This is a genomic window from Flavobacterium suaedae (genome assembly GCF_014642915.1).
In the GTDB taxonomy this organism is placed as follows: domain Bacteria; phylum Bacteroidota; class Bacteroidia; order Flavobacteriales; family Flavobacteriaceae; genus Flavobacterium; species Flavobacterium suaedae.
Map to the genome: position 1 here is coordinate 245,463 of NZ_BMJE01000001.1, position 14,030 is coordinate 259,492.

A 14,030-nucleotide genomic window follows, 5' to 3' on the forward strand; every position below is an offset into this window, starting at 1 on the left:
AGTACACAAGATAATTAGCAATATTATTGATTTATGATTTTAATTTAGAAATAGTTTTAATAATAAGTCTTTCTTGACTTTTAATTTTTTAAATCATAAGAAAAACTTAAGTTTTCAGTATTTTTGCAGGAATTTGAAATAATCGTTCTGCAATACTCATGAATAAAATAATATCCTTTTTTTCTTCTACACGATTAATGGCTGTTCTCTTTTTGGTTTTTGCTGCCGCAATGGGAATAGGGACTTTTATAGAAGACGCACATAATACAGATACAGCAAGAAATTTTATATATAATGCATGGTGGTTTGAGGCTATAATGCTAATTTTTGTATTGAACTTTTTTGGTAATATAAAACGTTACCAATTGAATAAAAAAGAGAAGTGGGCTACACTTTTACTACACCTTTCTTTCATACTTATTATCATAGGTGCTTTTGTTACCCGTTACATTAGCTATGAGGGTATGATGCCTATAAGAGAAGGTGCTACCCAAAACCAGTTTTATTCTGATAAAACGTATTTAACTGTTTTTGTAGACGGTGAGTATGAAGGAGAAATGCGCCGCCGTAGTTACGAAAAACCTTTAATTTTAAGTGTAAAAGAAGTTCCGTTATTATCCAGCAATGATTTTACTATTGCTGATAAGTTTAACGATATACCTTTTGAGATTGAGTATAAAGACTATATGATTGATGCCAAAGAGGTAGTTAAAGAAGACCCAAACGGTCAGTTTTACCTTAAAATGGTTGAAGCCAGTAGCGGAAGCCGACATGAACATTACCTAAAAGAAGGAGAAGTACAAAATATACACAACTTACTTTTTGCTTTAAACAAAGAAACTCCGGGAGCTATAAATATTACTACCGATGGAGAAAACTATACAATAAGTTCTCCTTTTGAAGGTAACTTTATGCGAATGGCAGACCAACATACGGGTAATGTAGTTAAAGACTCTGTACAGCCGTTAATGATGCGTTCGTTATATACGTTGGGGCAAGCTCGTTTTGTATTTCCTGAGCCTGCTATAAAAGGAGCAATAGGTTATGAGTCTAACAACGACGCAAAATCTAAAGCAGATGGTGCGCTTACAGTAACGGTTCGTTCGGAAGGGCAGGAGAAAGATGTCACCCTTTTAGGAAGCAGGGGAAAAGTAGGAGTTCCGCAATCATTTAAAATAGGTAATCTTGAATATACTTTTATGTATGGCAGTAAAGTTTATGAACTACCATTCGCTATAAAACTAAACGATTTTATAGCAAAGAAAAACCCTGGTTCTGAGTCAAGCTTTGCTTCGTTTGAAAGTAAAACTACTGTAATTGATAATGAAAAGAATGAAACTTTTGATGCTCATATTTATATGAACCATGTTTTAGATTATAGAGGTTACCGTTTCTTCCAAGCTTCTTTTGATGATGATGAGTTAGGAACTGTACTTTCTGTAAGTCATGATTTTTGGGGTACATGGATTACATACATAGGCTACTTTTTACTGTACATAGGTCTTATGGCAATTCTATTTGATAAAAACACACGTTTTAACGACCTGAAGAAAAAACTGGAAAAAGTAAAAGCTAAAAAAGCAACACTAACTATAGCAGCATTATTTTTATTTGCTTTTAATGGTTATTCTCAGCAACATATACATGAAAAACCAACCCAAAAACAACTTGATTCACTTATTCATAAGTTTAAAGTAAACGAAGAGCAGGCAGATAAGTTTGGACGTGTTATTATACAGGATGCAGGTAGAATGAAACCGTTAAATACATTCTCATCTGAGCTTTTACGAAAAGTAAGTAAAAGTGATACTTATAAAGACATGAATGCCGACCAAGCATTCTTATCTATGATAATGTTGGATGAAGCGTGGTACAATATTCCTATTATTTACTTAAAGCGTGGTAACGATAGTTTAAGAGCAGTTGCAGGTGTAGAAAAAGATGCTAAATATGCTGCTCTTTCTGACTTTTTTGATGAAAGAGGAGGATATAAACTTACTGAAATTTTAGAGAAAGCATACCGTGAACCTGTGCCTAATAAGTTCGAGAAGGATTTTATGGATATAGACCAAAAAATTAATCTTCTGTATTCAGCACTTTCAGGGCAAATATTAAAGATATTCCCAATACCGGAACATGAAAATGACAAATGGGTATCGTATGTGGAACTTGGTGAGCCTACAGGTACATCTTTAGATACTATTAAAAACGCTTTGCCTTATTATTTACAAACATTAGCATCAGCTACCCAAACCAACGATTTTACACGATCAGAGGAGTTGCTAGTAGGCATAAAAAATTATCAAAAAACATACGGGGCAGACGTTATGCCCAGTAAAGATAAGGTAGATGCTGAAATTCTTTACAATAAGTACGACATCTTTAAAAAGCTTTTTTCATGGTATATGTATGCCGGCTTATTAATGATACTTTTTGTTATTATTAAAATATTTAATAACAAAAAGTGGGTAAAAGTAGGTGCTAATACCTTCCACGTAATTATAGGATTGTTATTTGCTTTACATACTGCAGGTTTAATAGTACGTTGGTATGTGTCAGGGCATGCTCCTTGGAGTAATGCTTATGAGTCAGTTATATATGTAGGTTGGGCTACTATGTTCTTTGGTTTGGCATTTGGCAGAAAATCACAACTAACTGTAGCTGCTGCTGCTTTCGTGGCTTCAATCATATTAATGGTAGCACACTGGAACTGGACTGACCCTGAAATTGGTAATCTTGTACCGGTGCTAAACTCTTACTGGTTAATGATACACGTTGCAGTTATTGTAGCCAGTTACGGACCGTTTACACTGGCTATGATATTAGGTCTTATAGCTATGATATTGATGCTGTTTGTAAATGACAAGAATAAAGAGAAAATGAAACTCAACATACAGGAGATTACTTATATTAATGAAATGGCACTTACTGTAGGGCTCGTTATGCTTACCATTGGTAACTTTTTAGGAGGGCAATGGGCTAACGAAAGCTGGGGGCGCTACTGGGGTTGGGACCCGAAAGAAACTTGGGCATTAGTTAGCATAATGGTATATGCTTTTGTAATACACATGCGTTTTGTACCATCATTACGAGGTACATGGATATATAACTTCTTTAGTGTATTGGCGTTTTCGTCAATATTAATGACATACTTTGGTGTTAACTTCTACCTTACAGGGTTACACTCGTATGCAAGCGGAGAGGTAAGAACACCTTCGTATTTTTTCTGGATGGCATTAGGAGTATTTATAATAGGTGGGCTATCTTATTTCAAATACAGGAAGTATTTAAAGAAATAGTATAACAAGAATATTATATAGCAAAAGCGTAAGATTTATTTTTTCTTACGCTTTTGTTGTGATTGTGTGTAATGGTGCTGTAACGTATTTATAAAAGTAAGTATAACACCAATACCCATTATAATATATAAAATAGTAAACAGCTTACCTAAGTCGGTTTGAGGAGTAAAATCGCCAAAACCTATAGTAGTTAAGGTTACTACTGAAAAGTAAAGAGAGTCTATATAACTCCAACCTTCAATATGGTGATATGAGAAAGTACCTATTGTTAATATTATAGCAGTGGTATATAACAAATCTCTATATTCCCTGTTTCGTAAAAAAGTTAATATAGTTTTCAAAAAATGCATAGTAGTTTAAGGTGTATATAATAATGGTTAAATATAAAGTAATAATTGGGTGTATAGAAATTAAGTTCTAAATTTATAACAAAATACAACGATGAAAAAATTAGCAATTATAGTATGCAGTATGGTGCTATTTGCCGGCTGTAAAAAAGAAGAAAAAACAGAAATAGTAGATATGAATGACCAAACAATATATCAGTTTAAGGTAAATGATATAAATGGAGAAACATTTGACTTTGCCGACTTAAAAGGTAAAAAAATAATGATTGTAAATACAGCTTCTAAATGTGGTTTAACTCCTCAATATAAAGATTTACAAACACTATACGATGCTTACAAAGACCAGAACTTTGTTATAGTCGGTTTCCCTGCTAATAATTTTGCAGAACAGGAACCCGGTACAAATGAAGAAATAGCCTCTTTTTGTGAGAAAAATTATGGTGTTACCTTTCCTATGATGGAAAAAATATCAGTAAAAGGAGATGATAAAGCACCTATATACCAATTTCTTACTGAAGAAAGTAAAAATGGTTTCCAGGATAGTAATGTAGAATGGAACTTCCAAAAATACCTTATAAATGAAGAAGGTAAGGTTGTAAAAGTAGTAAGCCCAAAAACATTACCTATAGACATTGATATTGTTAACTGGATAGGGGAAAAATAAAACAATTTATAAAAGCTATAAATTTCGATATAAAACCACATCGAAATAGTTTTGAATATATATGATATATCCTAAAATACCTTTAGCCCAAAGTGTAATAGAAATATGTTTGGCTAAAGGAGTTACCAATATTATAATTTCTCCCGGTTCGCGTAATGCACCGCTTACTATAGGTTTTGGCAGTAATCCTAATTTTAAGTGTTACAGCATAGCCGATGAGCGTTGTGCAGCATTTTTCGCTATGGGAATGGCACAACAGCTTAAAAAACCTACCGCTTTAGTATGTACATCGGGTTCTGCGCTGTTAAACTATTACCCTGCGGTTGCAGAGGCTTTTTACAGCCAGATACCGCTTATAGTTATTTCTGCAGACAGACCACCACATAAAATAGATATTGGTGACGGGCAAACCATACGACAGGAAAATGTATATGCCAATCATATACTGTATTCAGCTAATCTTACATTAGAGGCTTCCGCTGAAAATGATGATAAGATTAATAATGCAATAAATAGTGCCCTTATAAATAAAGGTCCTGTACATATAAATGTACCCTTTGAAGAGCCTTTATATGATACTGTTGAAGAACTTAGCGTACAGCCTAAAGTTTTTGATACGGTGCTGGAAAATAACTTCTTTAACGAAGAAGATTTACAGCATTATATTGATATATGGAATAATGCTAAAAAGAAACTGGTTTTAGTAGGTGTAAACCCTCCTAACACTATAGATGAAGCCATAATAAAACAGTTGGCTAAAGACCCTTCAGTTGTAGTAATGACTGAGACTACTTCGAATCTGCACGATGCTAGTTTTATCAGTAATATAGATGTTTTTATAACACCTTTTACGGATAAAGATTTTGAAGCCTATCGACCAGAAATACTAGTAACTTTCGGGGGTATGGTAGTTTCTAAAAGGGTAAAAGCATGGCTGCGAAAATACAGTCCGCAGGAACACTGGCATATAGATGAACTAAGGGCTTACGATACTTACAGTGCTTTAACCAAACACTTTAAAGTAGACCCTGATACCTTTTTAAATAGTTTCTTATCTAATGTACAACAGGTACAAAGCGAGTATAATGCAAAAGCACAGCAATTAAAAGCATTTAGGAAAGAAAAGAGTGAAAAATACTTAAGTGAAATACCTTTCTCTGACCTTAAAGTTTTTGAAAAAGTTTTAGCAGCTTTACCAAACAATATTCAACTGCAAATAAGCAATAGTGCAGGCATACGCTATGCTCAGCTATTAGATATTAACTCAACTATAGAAGTATTTTGTAACAGGGGTACAAGCGGAATAGACGGCAGTACTTCTACAGCAGTTGGGGCAGCATTGGCTTCGGGTAAAGAAACAATTTTAATTTCAGGAGATATTAGCTTTTTATATGACAGTAATGCCTTGTGGAACAGCTATATACCCAAAGATTTTAAAATTATTATAGTTAATAATAGCGGTGGCGGAATTTTCAGGATATTACCGGGACATCAGGAAAACTCAGTATTTAATACCTATTTTGAAACTTCACACAGCCATACAGCAGCACATTTAGCTAAAATGTTTGGTTTTGGCTATTATACTGCTGATAATGAAAGTAGTTTAGAAATAGCTTTAGAAAGTTTCTTAGAAAGAACAGGGCAACCGAAAATATTAGAAATATTTACACCAACAACTGAAAACAACAAAATATTAAAAGAGTTTTTTAAACAATTAATCTGATTTAATGGTTATTAATACTTGTTGTATAGCAATACATTAGAAATTAGATACCTAAGTTTAAATTTTAAATCATATTCCATTTCTATTGAATCAGATTCAGCACAAACGCGTAACAACTTTTCTAAATTTTCAATATGTCCGGTATTTTTTCTAGAGAATAACTCCTTCAATCGTGTAATATTCTTAAAGGGGCTATTATGAGATATCATTTTAAATTCTATTTTAGCTCTTAGTTCATCATAATTTTTACTTTTCTGATAAAAATGAAAATCTTGTTTAAGTTGTTCTCCTGAGTTGAATAATTCATTTATATTAGAAAATGTTTTAATAAAAGTTTCTATTGAAACAGTATGATTAGAAGTAACAGAATTTTTAATTTTATTTTTATCTTCTTTTGGGAATAAATATATTTTGTTTCCATTATTATTTTTGGGATAAAACTCTAAGGTAGAGTATACTCCAAAAGAAGTGTTTCCTTGATCTTTATTCCTGATTGAAATTGAAGATCTTAAGAAGCCTAAACTTTCTAATTCAATAGACTTTTTCTGAGATATAATAATGTCAAGTTTTGATTCACTAATTGATACTGAGGAAATAATAAATTCAACATCAGGATTTTGCTTTTTAAATTTATCTAGTTCAAGAATTGTCATTACAAAAGACTCAGCTATACCATACTCTTTATATGCAGAAGTATTAATACTTTTTAAATAATAATTTTCTTTATGGTTTAATATTCTAAATAATTTAGCTTTAGAGGCATTTTCATTATTATTGTAATATTTAGACCAGGAATCATTTAAGTCATTAAGTAAACCTCTTTTTGCGGGAACTTTTTTTAATGATTTTACATATTGAGATAAACTTTTGCTGCTGTAAAATAGATTTATTGAGTCATATATTGCTTCTGCATGAATCGAGTCATATAATAATTCTCCTTCATTTCCATTTTTTATATGAAAAATATATATTGGTTTCCCTGTTACTTCCTCAGATTTTAATTCGCATGTTACATCTTTTTCCTGAGCTTCTAAACGAATTAGAGTAAACCTTTCAGAATATTGTTTTACTAAGTTATATAGATATTCAATTTTATTATTTTCAATTTTTAAATTAGTATCAAGATTATACTTGTTAATAATAGCTTCTTTTAATTCATCATCATTTATAAGCTTTAACAAATCGTCTGTATATACGTAGTTTTCTGACTTTACATCTTCGTTTATAGAATACGTAATAGCTTTGAAATAATCTTTGTTTTCCATAATTTTAAAGTTAGATATAGTAAATTTAATAAATATTTTAACATATAATATTTATTTTATGAATATTTGCTCTGAAATGTTATGCTTGTATGAATTATTCTAATGCTAGCTATTCTTTGTATCTTTAACCCTTTAATTTATTCTAATGATTGAAATAGGAAAATATAATATCCTTACTATAGACAGGGAAACAAGCGTTGGGCTTTATTTAACCAATGGAGAAGACGATATACTATTACCTAACAAATATATACCTAAACAGTATGAGTTAGGCGAGGAGATAGAAGCATTCGTTTATCTCGACCAGCAGGAACGTCCTGTAGCCACTACCTTAAAACCCTATATTTTATTAAATGGGTTTGCTGCACTTCGTGTAAGTTTTGTTAACAAATACGGTGCTTTTTTAGATATGGGCTTAGAGAAAGATTTGTTTGTTCCGTTTAGAGAGCAGGCACGTCCTATGGAAGAAGGTAAAAGGTATATTGTTTATATGTATCTCGATGAAAAAAGTAACAGACTGGTAGGTTCAAGTAAAACAAGTCAGTTTACCGATAACGAGAACTTAACCGTACAGGAAGGGGAAGAAGTTTCATTAATTGTTACGCATACTACTGATTTAGGTATTAATGTAATAATAAATGAACAGTACACAGGGCTTTTATACAAAGATGAAGTATATAAAGACTTGAGAATGGGAGAAAGGCTTAAAGGATACATAAAAAATATTCGCCCTGACAATAAAATAGATGTTACGTTGCAAAAAGCAGGAGTAGAAGGTATAGAACCGAATGCAGCAAAAATACTACAGGAACTAGAAGAGGGCAGAGGCTTTTTAGGATTAAATGACAACAGTCATCCCGAAGATATAAAAACGGTACTCCAAATGAGTAAAAAAGCCTTTAAAAAAGCTATAGGTAGTCTTTATAAACAAAGGCTTATAGCTATTAAAGATGATGGAATTTACCTTGCTGAAAAAGACGATGTATAATCATCAATTAATGTAATTAGGTAATAAAATGTCATTACATACTTTTAAAAATTGGACTGATGACCTACAGCTACAAGGCGATAAGCAACCTGTTTTATTTGTAGGGCACGGTTCACCCATGAATGGTATTGAGGATAATGAGTTTTCCCAAAACTGGAGCAAACTGGGTAAAGAGTTACCAAAACCTAAAGCAGTATTGGTAATATCAGCACACTGGTTAACTTGGGGAACGTATGTTACCGCTATGGATAGCCCGAGAACCATACACGATTTTGGAGGTTTCCCTCAGGAGCTTTTTGATGTTCAATACTCCGCCAAAGGTAATCCTGAGTTAGCAAAACAAACTTCGGAACTAATAACGCATACTGATGTAAAAATGGATCATGAATGGGGTTTAGATCATGGTGCTTGGACGGTAGTACGCCACATGTATCCTGATGCGGATATTCCTGTTTTACAATTAAGTATAGACTATAATAAACCGTCCGAATATCACTATAACCTTGCAAAGGATTTAGCTAAACTTCGTGAAAAAGGTGTGCTTGTTTTAGGTAGCGGTAATATGGTTCATAACCTGAGAATGGTAGCGTGGGATAAACTTAATGATGATAATTATGGTTATGACTGGGCTATTGAAATGAATGAAATATTCAAACAAAAAATAGCAGACAGTAACCATAAAGACCTAATGGATTATGATAAGCTGAATAAAGTTGCTAAACTGGCTATACCAACACCTGATCATTACTATCCGTTATTATACTCGTTAGCATTGAAAGATAAAAAAGATGTAGTTAGCTTTTTTAATGATAAACTGGTTGGCGGTTCGTTAAATATGACATCTGTTTTAATTGGCTAGATATTAGTAAATATGGGAAAGGCAGAAGAAGAAAATAAAATAGTTTTAAAGTGGCTTCTATGGGGAGTGATATATTTGTTGATTTTCTTTGGTCTTACCTTTCTTAATGAAAAGTATAATTTTTCTATTTTCCCTGAACCGTATGAAAAAGTAGGTGTTATTACCTTAATTATATGTCTGGTTTTTATCTTACTCATAACTAACATTCGGAAAACAATTAAAAAAGACAGACATAAAAAACAAGAAGAGAATAATTAAAATCTTTACTATAATTATTCATATTTATATAGTATTTACAGGCTTTTGCTACTATACAAAGTATGTTTGTTATATTTGTTAAAAATAACCTTTTACAGTGAGCGGTATCAACAAGCTTAAAATACTTAACGACCCTATTTACGGGTTTATTTCCATAACAAACCCTTTGGTTTACGACCTTATTCAACACCCTTATTTTCAGCGCTTACGCCGTATTTCTCAAATGGGAATGTCATATTTGGTATACCCGGGAGCACACCATACAAGGTTTCATCATGCACTGGGCTGTATGCATATTATGCAAAAAACAGTTCAGGTATTAAAGTTTAAAGGTGTTGAAATATCCGAAGAAGAAGAAAATGCTCTTTATATAGCCATTTTATTGCACGATATTGGTCATGGTCCTTTTTCGCATGCTATGGAGCATAGTATTGTAGAAGATGTAAACCACGAATCCATATCACTGCTATTTATGGATAAGCTAAATGAAATTTTTAAGGGTAAGTTATCGCTTGCTATAAAAATTTTTAAAGGCGAATACCACAGAAAGTTCATGCTGCAACTTATATCCAGTCAGTTAGATATGGACAGGATGGACTATTTAAAGCGCGATAGCTTTTATAGTGGTGTAGCAGAAGGAAACATCAATTCTGAACGATTGATACAAATGATGAATGTTCAGGATGATATATTGGTTATAGAGGAGAAAGGAATTTATTCGGTAGAGAAATTTCTTGTGGCCAGAAGGTTAATGTATTGGCAAACCTATTTACATAAAACCAGTGTAGTGGCCGAACTTATACTTACTAAAATTTTAAAGCGTGCTAAACAATTAGTACATAATGGTGCCGATTTAATTTGTAGTGCGCCATTGCAGTTTTTCCTTAAAAATAAAATAACTTTAAATGATTTTAATGAAGATGTACTTAATACATTTTCACGATTAGATGATTTTGATGTTATGAGTGCTATAAAAGAATGGCAGTTTCATAATGATTTTGTATTGAGTGAATTAAGCAGAATGATTATAAACCGTGATTTACTTAAAATTAAGCTACGAGCAGAACAGGCTGATGAAGCTAAAATTACTGAAATTAAAACTTCTGTAATGGAAGAATATGATTTAGAGGAAGCAGAAGCAGAATATTTCGTGTTTAGTGGTGAAATAAAAAATCAGGCATATAACATAAAAGGAGAGCCAATACATATTTTAAAAAAGAACAAAACGGTAGAAGATGTGGCAGAAGCCTCAGATCAACTGAATATAAAAGCCTTATCAGAGCCGGTAACTAAATATTACGTGTGTTTTCCTAAAGTAATTTTGGAAAAAGTATCGATTTAATATAATTTTATATTTTTGTCGGGATGAAATTTACAGCAGAACAAATAGCGGGTATACTTGAAGGCGAGGTAGTAGGTAACCCTAATGAAGAGGTATATAAACTCTCTAAAATAGAAGAAGGAAGTAAAGGCTCGCTTACTTTTCTTGCAAACCCTAAATATCAACAATATATATATTCTACTCAGGCTAGTATTACTATAGTTAATAATACATTTGAGCCGGAAGAGGAAATATCTACCACACTTATAAAGGTAGAAGATGCTTATAAATCATTTTCTAAGTTATTAGAATATTATAATCAGGTAAAATTGATGAAATCAGGTATTGAAGACCATACTATGATTTCTGAGAATGTAAAATACGGAGAAGACCTTTACCTTGGCAGCTTTAGCTATATAGGTAAAAATGTGGTAATAGGGAAAAACGTAAAAATATACCCTAACACTTTTGTTGGAGATAATGTAATAATTGGAGACAATGTAATATTATTTTCAGGAGTACGTATTTATTCAGAAACCGAAATAGGCAACAACTGTATTATACATTCAGGTTGTATAGTAGGTTCAGATGGTTTTGGTTTTGTACCGAATGAAGAAGGAGTATATAGCAAAGTACCGCAAATAGGTAATGTAATACTTGAAGAGGATGTAGAAATAGGTGCAGGCACAACTATAGACAGGGCTACACTTGGCTCTACAGTAATTAAAAAAGGGGTAAAACTGGATAACCAAATACAAATAGCCCACAACGTAGTTATTGGCGAAAATACTGTTATAGCATCACAAACAGGTATAGCAGGTTCTACCAAAATAGGTAAAAACTGTATTATTGGCGGTCAGGTTGGTATAGTAGGGCATATAACTATTGGCGACGGTGTACGCATTCAAGCGCAATCAGGTGTAGGTAAAAGTATTCCTGATGGCGAAGCAGTACAGGGAACACCTGCATTAGGCTATTCTGATTTTAATAAATCGTATGTACACTTTAAGAATCTGCCTAAAATAGTTTCTGAAATAGATGAACTAAAGCAACAATATAAAGAACACAATTAAAAAATAAATTGAAGGTAATGGTTAAACAAACCACAATTAAAAGCCCAATATCCTTAAAGGGGGTAGGCTTACATACCGGTAAAGAAGTTACAATGACTTTTAAGCCTGCTCCTGTAAATAACGGTTATACATTTGTAAGGGTAGATTTAGAAGGTCAGCCAATAGTTGAAGCAGATGCTAACTATGTTGTAAATACCCAGCGTGGTACTAACCTTGAAAAAAAAGGCGTTAAAATTCAAACATCAGAGCATGTATTGGCGGCTTTTGTAGGATGTGATGTGGATAATGTAATCATTGAGCTTGATGCTTCCGAACCACCAATTATGGATGGTTCTTCTAAATTCTTTGTAGAAGCTATTGAAGAAGTAGGAGTAGAGGAGCAGGATGCCGAAAGAAAAGTTTACACTGTAAAAGAAGTTATTTCGTATACTGATGAAACTACAGGTAGTGAAATAATTGTAATGCCTTCTGAAGAATATCAGGTAACTGCAATGGTAGATTTTGGTACTAAGGTTTTAGCTACACAAAATGCTACACTTAAAAATATAAAAGAGTTTAAAACTGAAATAGCAAACTCAAGAACATTCAGTTTTCTACACGAACTTGAAACACTACTAAATAACGGACTTATTAAAGGTGGAGACCTTAATAATGCTATTGTTTATGTAGATAAAGAAATTTCTCCTGAGACTATGGAGAACCTTAAAACTGCTTTTGGCAAAGACAGTATTTCAATAAAGCCAAATGGTATATTAGACAACCTTACATTACACCACCCAAATGAGGCTGCAAGACATAAGCTACTTGATGTTATTGGTGACCTTGCTTTGGTAGGCACCCGTATAAAAGGTAAAATTATAGCTAATAAACCGGGACATTTTGTAAACACACAATTTGCTAAAAAGCTATCAAAAATAATTAAGATAGAACAACGTAACCACGTCCCTGAGTTCGATTTGCATAAAGAACCTTTAATGGACGTGAATAAAATAATGAGTATGCTGCCACACAGGCCACCATTCCTGTTGGTAGATAAGATATTAGAAATGTCTGAAACTCATGTGGTAGGGCTTAAAAATGTTACTATGAACGAAGGTTTCTTCGTAGGGCATTTTCCGGGTGCACCTGTAATGCCCGGTGTACTTATGGTGGAGGCTATGGCACAAACAGGAGGTATACTAATACTTAGCTCTGTGCCTGACCCTGAAAATTACCTTACCTATTTTATGAAAATAGATAACGTTAGGTTTAAACAAAAAGTGATGCCTGGAGACACACTTGTGTTTAAATGTGACTTAATTTCTCCTATAAGGAGAGGAATTTGCCACATGCAGGCTAATGCTTATGCAAATGGTAAGTTAGTAGCTGAAGCCGAACTAATGGCTCAGATTGTTAAAAACAATTAAAAAAGAATTGTATGAATCAACCCTTAGCATACGTACATCCGGGTGCGAAAATTGCCAAAAATGTTGTTATAGAACCTTTTACTACTATTCATAATAATGTAGAAATAGGTGAGGGAACCTGGATAGGTTCTAATGTAACAATAATGGAAGGTGCCCGTATAGGGAAGAACTGTAATATATTTCCGGGTGCAGTAATATCTGCTGTACCGCAAGACCTTAAATTCGGAGGTGAAGATTCACTTGCAATAATAGGTGATAACTGTACTGTAAGAGAGTGTGTTACCATAAACAGAGGTACAGTAGCATCGGGTGTTACCAAACTTGGTGATAACTGTTTGGTAATGGCTACTGCACACATAGCGCACGATTGCCATATAGGTGATAATGCTATAATTGTAAATGGTGTTGCACTGGCAGGTCACGTTACTGTAGGTAATTTTGCTATTATTGGTGGTCTTGCTGCAATACATCAGTTTATTAGTATTGGAGACCACGCTATGATATCAGGTGGTTCTTTGGTAAGAAAAGATGTACCACCTTTTACAAAAGCAGCAAAAGAGCCACTTTCTTATGTTGGTATAAACTCTATAGGTTTACGCCGCAGAGGATTTACTCCCGAAAAAATTAGGGAAATTCAGGATATTTACAGAATTTTATATCAAAAGAACTATAATACCACTCAGGCACTTGGTATCATTGAAGCTGAAATGGAAGCTACTCCTGAACGTGATGAAATTATACTTTTCATCAGAAACTCTTCAAGAGGTGTAATGAAAGGCTACACAGGTATTTATTAATAAAAATAAGAGACAAACTAATCAAGAAAA

Annotated in this window: 12 protein-coding genes; 10 read left to right on the forward strand and 2 right to left on the reverse strand. The window is 33.1% G+C overall.

Annotated elements, in window-relative coordinates:
* Positions 1 to 158 precede the first annotated feature (158 nt).
* Positions 159 to 3,299, forward strand: coding sequence for a cytochrome c biogenesis protein (locus IEW45_RS01170; protein WP_229665866.1), 3,141 nt, complete (start codon positions 159 to 161; stop codon positions 3,297 to 3,299).
* A gap of 35 nt (positions 3,300 to 3,334) precedes the next feature.
* On the opposite strand, the gene IEW45_RS01175 is transcribed toward IEW45_RS01170, so the two are convergent.
* Positions 3,335 to 3,640, reverse strand: a complete 306-nt coding sequence (locus IEW45_RS01175; RefSeq protein WP_229665867.1) for a potassium channel family protein — start codon at positions 3,638 to 3,640, stop codon at positions 3,335 to 3,337.
* 100 nt (positions 3,641 to 3,740) lie between these two features.
* Between IEW45_RS01175 and IEW45_RS01180 the strand changes: the two genes are divergently transcribed.
* A complete protein-coding gene (locus IEW45_RS01180) occupies positions 3,741 to 4,310 on the forward strand; it encodes a glutathione peroxidase (RefSeq protein ID WP_188619392.1) in 570 nt (189 codons plus the stop codon).
* 61 nt (positions 4,311 to 4,371) lie between these two features.
* Complete coding sequence (gene menD, locus IEW45_RS01185; protein WP_188619393.1) at positions 4,372 to 6,033, forward strand: 2-succinyl-5-enolpyruvyl-6-hydroxy-3-cyclohexene-1-carboxylic-acid synthase; 1,662 nt, start codon at positions 4,372 to 4,374, stop codon at positions 6,031 to 6,033.
* A gap of 11 nt (positions 6,034 to 6,044) precedes the next feature.
* Here the strand turns inward: menD and IEW45_RS01190 are convergent, their stop codons facing one another.
* The gene (locus IEW45_RS01190; RefSeq protein ID WP_188619394.1) at positions 6,045 to 7,298 is read right to left on the reverse strand and encodes a hypothetical protein; all 1,254 of its coding nucleotides are present in this window, start codon (positions 7,296 to 7,298) and stop codon (positions 6,045 to 6,047) included.
* 145 nt (positions 7,299 to 7,443) lie between these two features.
* Between IEW45_RS01190 and IEW45_RS01195 the strand changes: the two genes are divergently transcribed.
* From IEW45_RS01195 to lpxA, 7 genes are all read left to right on the forward strand, one after another.
* Positions 7,444 to 8,286, forward strand: coding sequence for a CvfB family protein (locus tag IEW45_RS01195; protein WP_188619395.1), 843 nt, complete (start codon positions 7,444 to 7,446; stop codon positions 8,284 to 8,286).
* A 28-nt stretch (positions 8,287 to 8,314) separates the two neighbouring features.
* Positions 8,315 to 9,145: a 4,5-DOPA-extradiol-dioxygenase gene (ygiD, locus tag IEW45_RS01200; RefSeq protein ID WP_188619396.1), complete on the forward strand. Its 831-nt coding sequence runs from the start codon at positions 8,315 to 8,317 to the stop codon at positions 9,143 to 9,145.
* A 12-nt stretch (positions 9,146 to 9,157) separates the two neighbouring features.
* The gene (locus IEW45_RS01205) at positions 9,158 to 9,403 is read left to right on the forward strand and encodes a hypothetical protein (protein WP_188619397.1); all 246 of its coding nucleotides are present in this window, start codon (positions 9,158 to 9,160) and stop codon (positions 9,401 to 9,403) included.
* 97 nt (positions 9,404 to 9,500) lie between these two features.
* A complete protein-coding gene (locus tag IEW45_RS01210) occupies positions 9,501 to 10,745 on the forward strand; it encodes an HD domain-containing protein (protein WP_188619398.1) in 1,245 nt (414 codons plus the stop codon).
* 23 nt (positions 10,746 to 10,768) lie between these two features.
* Positions 10,769 to 11,797: a UDP-3-O-(3-hydroxymyristoyl)glucosamine N-acyltransferase gene (gene lpxD, locus IEW45_RS01215; RefSeq protein WP_188619399.1), complete on the forward strand. Its 1,029-nt coding sequence runs from the start codon at positions 10,769 to 10,771 to the stop codon at positions 11,795 to 11,797.
* A gap of 17 nt (positions 11,798 to 11,814) precedes the next feature.
* Positions 11,815 to 13,203, forward strand: a complete 1,389-nt coding sequence (locus IEW45_RS01220; protein ID WP_188619400.1) for a bifunctional UDP-3-O-[3-hydroxymyristoyl] N-acetylglucosamine deacetylase/3-hydroxyacyl-ACP dehydratase — start codon at positions 11,815 to 11,817, stop codon at positions 13,201 to 13,203.
* 11 nt (positions 13,204 to 13,214) lie between these two features.
* Positions 13,215 to 14,000, forward strand: coding sequence for an acyl-ACP--UDP-N-acetylglucosamine O-acyltransferase (gene lpxA / locus IEW45_RS01225; RefSeq protein ID WP_188619401.1), 786 nt, complete (start codon positions 13,215 to 13,217; stop codon positions 13,998 to 14,000).
* Positions 14,001 to 14,030 lie beyond the last annotated feature (30 nt).

Excerpts from the sequence above, each read along its gene's own strand:
- IEW45_RS01195 (WP_188619395.1), top strand. The coding sequence starts at position 7,444 with ATGATTGAAATAGGAAAATATAATATCCTTACTATAGACAGGGAAACA.
- lpxA (WP_188619401.1), top strand. The coding sequence starts at position 13,215 with ATGAATCAACCCTTAGCATACGTACATCCGGGTGCGAAAATTGCCAAA.
- menD (WP_188619393.1), top strand. The coding sequence starts at position 4,372 with ATGATATATCCTAAAATACCTTTAGCCCAAAGTGTAATAGAAATATGT.
- IEW45_RS01190 (WP_188619394.1), bottom strand. The coding sequence starts at position 7,298 with ATGGAAAACAAAGATTATTTCAAAGCTATTACGTATTCTATAAACGAA.
- ygiD (WP_188619396.1), top strand. The coding sequence starts at position 8,315 with ATGTCATTACATACTTTTAAAAATTGGACTGATGACCTACAGCTACAA.
- IEW45_RS01205 (WP_188619397.1), top strand. The coding sequence starts at position 9,158 with ATGGGAAAGGCAGAAGAAGAAAATAAAATAGTTTTAAAGTGGCTTCTA.
- IEW45_RS01180 (WP_188619392.1), top strand. The coding sequence starts at position 3,741 with ATGAAAAAATTAGCAATTATAGTATGCAGTATGGTGCTATTTGCCGGC.
- lpxD (WP_188619399.1), top strand. The coding sequence starts at position 10,769 with ATGAAATTTACAGCAGAACAAATAGCGGGTATACTTGAAGGCGAGGTA.
- IEW45_RS01170 (WP_229665866.1), top strand. The coding sequence starts at position 159 with ATGAATAAAATAATATCCTTTTTTTCTTCTACACGATTAATGGCTGTT.
- IEW45_RS01220 (WP_188619400.1), top strand. The coding sequence starts at position 11,815 with ATGGTTAAACAAACCACAATTAAAAGCCCAATATCCTTAAAGGGGGTA.